This is a genomic window from Sphingobium ummariense RL-3 (assembly GCF_000447205.1).
In the GTDB taxonomy this organism is placed as follows: Bacteria; Pseudomonadota; Alphaproteobacteria; order Sphingomonadales; family Sphingomonadaceae; genus Sphingobium; species Sphingobium ummariense.
On the sequence record NZ_AUWY01000046.1, the window covers coordinates 1 to 7336 of the forward strand.

The window sequence follows — 7336 nt, forward strand, 5'->3', positions numbered from 1 at the left end:
GCTGTTCGTGCCCACCGCGAGCGGGCAGGTGGTCGCGAACCCTGGCGGGGCGCGGGACGTGCGGGTGAGCATCGCGGTGCAGGGCAGGGGCGAGAATGGCGACGCCCGGCTGCTGGCGCGCAGCGCGCGACAGGTGGCGCGGGCGGTGAGGGGAGCGCTGAACGGATGAGCGGGATCGACTATTGGCTCGCCGACCGGAGACGGGGGCAGGAGACGCGCTTTATAAAGCGCTTTGCGCCGACGCACTGGACCGTCAACTTCCCCCGGCCGATGATGGCGAGCGTGGTCACCACAGCGCCCGACACGTTGCGGGTGGATGCGGTCTTCTATGGGTCGGGCGACCTCGCCGGGCTGATCTGGGAGGCGGAGGACCAGTGGAGCCATCCGCTGCTCGCCTATGAGACGGCGCGGGACTTTCGCCGGTGCGTGCTGTCCTTTCGCTGGCGGAGCGGGGGCCTGCGGCGGCTGGACGAGACGCATGGACCGACGCTGACGATCGAGGGGCGGGACGCGGCGGGGACTCCGCGCGCCTGGTATGTGCGGCTGTGGAACTATGCGGAGGGATCGCCGGAGGATGCCGAGGTCCGCATCGATTTCGGCGACGTGCAGGGCGGCTATCTGCTGCCTGACGAGGCCGATCCGGTGTGGGCGGGCGATGTCGATCGGATGTTCGTGTCGCTCGTCGCGCCGGATTATGATGCGGGGGACACGCCCTTTGCCGCCGGCGTCGAGGGCTGGGCGGAACTGAGCGCGATTCGCTGCGACGGGGCGGGATCGGTGCTGGCGGTCGGCGACGTGCTGCTGCCCGAACATGGGCTGTCGATGGCGACGGGCTATGACGATTGCTTCAACCAGACGCCCGAGCGGATCGTGCAGGCGATCCATGCGCTCGGCTATCGCGGAGCGATCAACCATTATGTCGGCATGAGCCATTATTTTCGGCTCGAGCGGGCGGGCGAGGGGCTGTACGTCAGCCTGGCGGGCGGGGTGCTGAACGCGCCCTGCGCGGTGTGGCACGCGGATTTCGCGCGGCGGGCCAAGGCGCTGGGCATGGGCGTCATCTGGTCGCTGTCCTACGAGCTGTTCGATGCGCATTGCTGGAACGACTGGAAGCAGCGGGCGGGCAATGGCGACCCGGCGCTGACGGGATGGTCGCCGCCCTCCACCCTGCTGTCGCCGGCCCATGCTGGAGCGATGGCCTATCTGCGCGCGGTGGCGCTGGCCTTTGTCGGCCTGGCACTGGCGGCGGACATGCCGGTGTCGTTCCAGGTCGGCGAGCCATGGTGGTGGGTGATGCCGGGAGACGGGCGCATCTGCCTGTATGACGAGGCGGCACGGGCGGCCTTCGGCGGCGATCCGGTGTCCATTCCCAACGTGCGGGGCGCGCTGGACGCGGGGCAATGCGCGCTGCTGGATCAGGCGGGGGCGGTGCTGGCGGCATCGACGGCCGCCCTGTGCGCGGCCGTCAAGGCGGCCGCGCCCGGAGCGGTGACGCATCTGCTGGCCTATCTGCCGACCGTGCTCGATCCGCTGGCGCCGGAGGCGAAGCGGGCGAACATGCCGGTCGGCTGGGCGGCCCCGGCCTTCGATGTGCTGCAGCTGGAGGATTATGACTGGGTGACCGAGGGGCGGCCGAGCCGCACGGCGCGGGGCGTCGAGCTGGCGACCGCGCGGCTGGGCTATCCGGCCGGGGAGCAGCATTATTTTTCCGGGTTCGTGCTGCTGCCCGAGCAGGCGGCGGGGCAATGGAGCCGGATCGCGGCGGCGGCGCAGGCGGCGGTGGCGCGGGGAACGGCGGCGACCTTCATCTGGGCGCTGCCGCAGGTGTGCCGGGACGGCTTCACCTGCTTCCGGCTGGACGGGGAGGACGATATGCAGGCCTTTGACGATGTGCTGTTTCCGATCGCGATCGGGCGGGAGGCGAGCGTGGCGCCCGCCTTTTCGACCCGGGTGGTCGAGAGTCCTTCGGGCCATGAGCAGCGGTCGAGCGACTGGGCCGATGCGCGTCTGAACTTCGACGCGGGGCCGGGGGTGCGGTCCGAGGCGGACATTGCGGCGCTGATCGCCTTCTTCCGCGCGCGGCGCGGCATGGCGCGCGGGTTCCGCTTCGCCGATCCCTATGACGATCGCAGCGGCGACCCGGTGGGGCCGCTGGACCAGCGGTTGGGGACGGGCGACGGGGTGAGCACCGAGTTCCAGCTGATGCGCCATTATGGCGCGGGCGAGGAGGCGCAGGCGCGGCGGATCACGCGGCCGGTGGCGGGGACGATCCGGGTGGCGGTGGACGGCGTGGAACTTACCGGGGGATGGCATCATGCCGGGCTGGGCGTCGTCGCGTTCGACGAGGCGCCGACGGAGGGCGCGGTGCTGACCGCCGGATTCCGCTTCGACGTGCCGGTGCGCTTTGCCGAGGACCGGCTGGACATCAACCGCGCGACCTTTGCGGCGGGCGAGGCGCCTTCGGTGCCGCTGGTGGAGATCCGCGAATGAGCGCGGCGGAGATGTTGGGCAAGCCTCTCTGCACGCTCGCCTTCTGCTGGCGGATCGAGCGACGGGACGGGGTGACGATCGGGCTGACCAGCCATGACCGCGACCTGGCGGTGGAGGGGCTGCGCTATCGCGCGGCGCCGGGCATGACGCCGTCCGCCGTGCGTAGCGGGATCGGCTTCGACGGCGAGGACATGGACGTCGAGGGCGCGCTGGTGGAGGACGCGATCAGCGAGGCGGACCTGATGGCGGGGCGCTGGGACGGCGCGGCGCTGGAGGTGCGGCTGACCGAATGGGAAGCGCCGGGCGCGCTGTGGCTGCTGCTGGCGCAGGGAGAGATCGGGGCGGTGGCGCGCCGGGGGGCGTCCTTCACGGCCGAGCTGGTCGGCGCGGCGGCGCTGCTGCGCGAGGCGGCGGCGCCGTCCACCTCGCCCGACTGCCGGGCAAGGCTGGGGGACCGGCAATGCCGGGTGGACATGGCGGCGCGGCGGCGGATCGTGACCGTGGAAGCGGTGGAGGATGGCGTCGTGACGGTGCCCGGGCTGGCGGCAGGGGCCTATGCCTTCGGCACATTGCGCTGGCTGGGCGGGGCCAATGGCGGGATCGTGCAGGCGGTGCGGGACAATGATGGCGACGGCCTGACCCTGGCCGATCCGCCGCCCTTCGCGGTGGAGGCGGGAACGCTGGCGCTGCTGACCGAGGGATGCGACGGCCAGCTGGAGACCTGCGCCGGGCGCTTCGGCAATGTGCCGAACTTTCGCGGCGAGCCCTATCTGCCCGGGATGGACCTGCTGACCCGCTATCCCGGCGCATGAGCAGCGCGGAGCGGGCGGCGACGGTCGTCGCGGCGGCGCGGGCGCTGGTCGGCGTGCGGTTCCGGCTGCATGGGCGAAGCGCGGCGACGGGGCTGGACTGCGTGGGACTGGCGGCGGTGGCGCTGGAGCGGGCGGGACATGGCGGGGCCGTGCCGACACGCTACGGATTGCGGTTGAGCCGGACGGCGCCGGTCGAGCAATGGCTGCGCGAGGCGGGGCTGTGGCCGGTGGAGGACGCCGGGCCGGGCGACCTGGCGCTGGTGCGGCCGGGGCCGATGCAGCTGCACCTGATGATCGTCGTGCCGGGCGGCTTCGTCCACGCCCATGCCGGACTGGGGCGGGTCGTGGAGATGCCGGGGGGTTCGCCCTGGCCCGTGCTGGGATGGTGGCGTCCCGGCGAGGGACCGGCGTGAGCCGCCGGGAACTGACGGAAAGATAAGGAGGGCTGGCGTGGCGACATTGGTTTTGAGCGCGGTGGGAACCCTGGTGGGCGGGCCGCTGGGGGCGGCGGTCGGCGGGCTGATCGGCAACGCCTTCGACCATGCGGTGCTGTTCAGGCCCGAGGGCCGGGAGGGGCGCCGCCTGACCGACCTGCAATTGCAGACATCGAGCTATGGCACGCAGGTGCCGAAGATATTCGGCACCATGCGGGTGGCGGGGACGGTGATCTGGGCGACCGATCTGAAAGAAACGAAGACCAGGAGCGGCGGCGGCAAGGGGCGGCCGAGCGTGACGAGCTACAGCTATTCGGCGAGCTTTGCCGTCGCCCTGTCGGCCCGGGCGGTGCGATCGGTAGGCCGCATCTGGGCGGACGGCAATCTGCTGCGCGGCGCGGCGGGCGACTTCAAGACCGAGGTCGGCGCATTCCGGCTGTATCCGGGAGACGAGGACCAGGCGGTCGATCCGCTGATCGCGGCGGCGGAGGGAATAGAGGGCGCGACCGCGCATCGGGGGATCGCCTATGTCCTGTTCGAGGATCTGGCGCTGGCCGATTATGGCAACCGCATTCCCTCCCTGACCTTCGAGGTCGAGGCGGACGAGGGAGAGGTGTCGATAGGCGATGTCGCTTCGGCGCTGAGCGGTGGACGGATCGGCGGCGCGGACCTGCCGACGCTGAGCGGTTTCGCGGCGGGCGGGCGCAGCATCGGCGAGGCGATCGCGCCGCTGGCGGACGCTTATGGGCTGGCGCTGGCGGCCGAGGCGGAAGGATTGCGGCTGCGGCCCGCGGGCGCTGCGGCGGAGGCGGCGGTGCCGGCGAGTGCGCTGTGCGCGCGGGCCAACGGGCGGCGGGTCGAGCCGCTGGAGCGATCGACCGGGGCGGCGGACGGTGTGCCGGCGGCGCTTTCCGTGCGGCACTATGATCCGTCGCGCGATTATCAGGCCGGGGTGCAGCGCGCAGTGCGGCCAGGTCCGGCGCGCGAGGAGGACGGGGTCGAACTGCCGGTCGTGCTGTCCGCCGACCGGGCGCGGCAGATGGCGGGAGAGCGTCTGGACGCACGCTGGGCCGGGCGGAATGCGATGACGCTGCGCTGCGGCTGGGAAGCGCTGGCCTGGCGGCCAGGGCAGACCGTGACGGTCGAGGGGGTAGTCGGGCTGTGGCGGATCGAGGAGCGCGAATGGGAAGCGATGGCGGTCCGGCTGGCGCTGCGCCGCGTGCCGGGTGCTGGCGGCGTCGTGCCGCCTGGCGCATCATCGGGCCATCCGGTGCGGCAGGAGGATGCGCCGCACGGAGCCACGGCGCTGATGCTGGCCGATGTGCCGCAGATCAAGGAAGGAACGGCACGGACGCCCCTTGTCGTCGCCGCGGCGAGCGGCGGCCCGGGCTGGCGCGGCGCCGCGCTGTTCCTGAGCGGGGCGGGAAGCGAGGCTGCGCCGATCGGGCGGACGGCGCCGCGTGCGACGATGGGACAAGCTGTCGAGGCGCTGCCGCCCGGTTCCGTGACGCTGGTCGACGAAAGTCATGCCCTGCTGGTGTCGCTGCTGGCGGAGGACATGATGTTGGCGGGCGCGGACGAGGGTGCGCTGGCCCAGGGGCGCAATCTGTGCCTGGTCGGACGCGAGCTGATCCAGTTTTCCGACGCCGGGCAGACGGGGCCGGGCAGTTTTCGACTGACGGGGCTGCGCCGCGGGCTGTTCGGCACCGACTGGGCGATGGCGGCGCACGAGGCGGGCGAGCCCTTTCTGTTGATCGAGGAGGATCGGCTGGTCGAGCCCTTCGCCCTGGCGGGGGGAACGGCGGAACCGGGCGCATCCTTCACCCTGATGGCGGTAGGGATCGGCGACGCCGCGGCGGCCGAGGCGGCGCTGACGGTGAGTGGAGAAGCGCTGGTTCCGCCAGCGCCGGTCCATCTGACCGCGCGGGCCGAGGCAGGTGGATGGGTGGTCCGCTGGGTACGGCGCAGCCGTGACGGCGGGCGCTGGAGCAGCGGCGGGGACATGCCGCTGGCCGAGGAGCGCGAACGCTACGACCTGCAGCTGTGGGACGGGGCGGTGCTGGTGCGGCGCGCGGAAGCAGCGGAGCCGGTCTGGATCTACGACGCCGGGATGCGCGGCGCGGACGCCGCGGCGGGCCATGTGGGGTCGCTGAACCTGGAGGTGCGACAGGTGGGAACCTTCGCACCGGGACGCGCCGGACGAATCATGATCGAGAATTAGGGGCTATCGGGAGACGAACATGGATGCGACGCCGCGATGGATGCTGCCGCTGCTCTATGCCGGGCAGGCGCAGAAGGAGCTGTTCCACAACGAGGCGCTGATGCGGCTGGACCTGCTGGTCCATGGGACCGCAGAGAGCGCGGATCTCAACGTGCCGCCGGGAACGCCGGGGCTCGGCCAATGCTGGATCGTTGCCGCGGCGCCGGGTGGCGCGTGGACGGACCGGGGAGGAGCGCTGGCATGCTGGACCGAGGGCGGGTGGCGCTTCGTAGAGCCGAAAAAAGGACTGTCGATCATGGTCGTCGACCGAGGGCATCGCATGAACTTCGATGGTGCGGAGTGGATTGACGAGGCGCTTCGTTCAGACGGTCTTTATATTGCTGGGCAGAGGATTGTCGGTGAAAGGAGCGCAGCAATTGCTGATCCTGCGGGTGGGACCACGGTAGATGATGAGGCGCGAGCAGCGATTGTCGCGCTTCTTGAGGTGCTCCGCGAACATGGCCTTATCGCTGAATGAATTCTGTCATATCCTTGTCTTTTTCGTGAAATGCGTGGAATAATAGCCTTATTATCCCCTCAAAGGGCCGCTACTGCGCTATTTTTGCAACGCTTTCTCCAATTGTGGACTTGCCATGAAACTTTCTTGCGGATACAGGGTTTCAGCAGTCCTTCGTGACACTTTTGAAAGGGGAATCCATATGCGGAAGCTTGCCCTCGCGGCTGCGCTTGCGACTAGCGCCCTGGCCACACCGGCTCTGGCGCGTGACAATAGCTGGTATGTCGGCGCGGATGCCGGCGTCCTGCTCGTCGAAGATCAGGATCTGACCTTCGACGCCGTGCCCCCGGGCGGACGTGCCGTCCCGTCGATCGATTACCACAAGGGATATGATTTCGACGGCAACATCGGTTACGATTTCGGTGGCTTCCGCCTGGAGGCCGAAGCGGCCTACAAGCGCGCCAAGATCGATTTCGACCGCACCGGTGGTGGCTTTGGCGGTGCGGCTTCGGCCCTGTCGTTCATGCTGAACGGCCTGCTCGACTTCGGTCCCGATGATGGCCTGCAGGGCTTCGTCGGCGGCGGCGTCGGCGTGTCGCGCGGCAAGCTCGCCAGCGACATCGTCAACGACACCGACACCGGCTTCGCCTGGCAGGCGATCGCGGGCGTTCGTTACCCCGTTTCGAGCAATGTCGACGTCTCGCTGAAGTATCGCTTCTTCAACCAGGACGACATCAAGCTCATCCCGGCCTATCAGAGCGTCTATGGCCAGGCGGGTTCGAATGCCGAGACCAAGCTGCGCACGCACAGCATCCTGCTGGGCCTGACGTACAACTTCGGTTCGCCGGCGGAACCGGCTCCGCCGCCGCCCCCGCCGCCCCCG

The 7336-nt window shown here is 70.3% G+C and carries 6 protein-coding genes and 1 pseudogene; all 7 read left to right on the forward strand.

Going from position 1 to position 7336, the window contains the following annotated elements; all coding sequences use genetic code 11:
- Positions 1–169 (forward strand): annotated as a pseudogene (locus M529_RS0124275) (tail tape measure protein); the annotation flags it as partial.
- Positions 166–2490, forward strand: coding sequence for a DUF2460 domain-containing protein (locus tag M529_RS29920; RefSeq protein WP_021316935.1), 2325 nt, complete (start codon positions 166–168; stop codon positions 2488–2490). The pseudogene M529_RS0124275 and the gene M529_RS29920, both read left to right, overlap by 4 nt.
- On the forward strand, positions 2487–3302 hold the full coding sequence (locus M529_RS29925) for a DUF2163 domain-containing protein (protein ID WP_021316936.1): 816 nt from the start codon (positions 2487–2489) through the stop codon (positions 3300–3302). The genes M529_RS29920 and M529_RS29925 overlap by 4 nt, the downstream gene beginning before the upstream one ends.
- The gene (locus M529_RS29930) at positions 3299–3715 is read left to right on the forward strand and encodes a hypothetical protein (RefSeq protein WP_021316937.1); all 417 of its coding nucleotides are present in this window, start codon (positions 3299–3301) and stop codon (positions 3713–3715) included. Before M529_RS29925 ends, M529_RS29930 begins: the two co-directional genes overlap by 4 nt.
- Positions 3716–3752: 37 nt before the next feature.
- Complete coding sequence (locus M529_RS29935) at positions 3753–5957, forward strand: phage tail protein (RefSeq protein WP_031294533.1); 2205 nt, start codon at positions 3753–3755, stop codon at positions 5955–5957.
- A gap of 40 nt (positions 5958–5997) precedes the next feature.
- Positions 5998–6474 (forward strand): DUF2793 domain-containing protein, encoded by a 477-nt coding sequence (locus M529_RS29940; protein WP_236617650.1) that lies wholly within the window; start codon positions 5998–6000, stop codon positions 6472–6474.
- A 181-nt stretch (positions 6475–6655) separates the two neighbouring features.
- Positions 6656–7336, forward strand: a 681-nt coding sequence (locus tag M529_RS29945; protein WP_021316940.1) for an outer membrane protein, incomplete at its 3' end; no start/stop codon positions are given.

Coding starts and splice junctions, on each gene's coding strand:
- M529_RS29920 (WP_021316935.1), top strand. CDS start 166: ATGAGCGGGATCGACTATTGGCTCGCCGACCGGAGACGGGGGCAGGAG.
- M529_RS29925 (WP_021316936.1), top strand. CDS start 2,487: ATGAGCGCGGCGGAGATGTTGGGCAAGCCTCTCTGCACGCTCGCCTTC.
- M529_RS29930 (WP_021316937.1), top strand. CDS start 3,299: ATGAGCAGCGCGGAGCGGGCGGCGACGGTCGTCGCGGCGGCGCGGGCG.
- M529_RS29940 (WP_236617650.1), top strand. CDS start 5,998: ATGCTGCCGCTGCTCTATGCCGGGCAGGCGCAGAAGGAGCTGTTCCAC.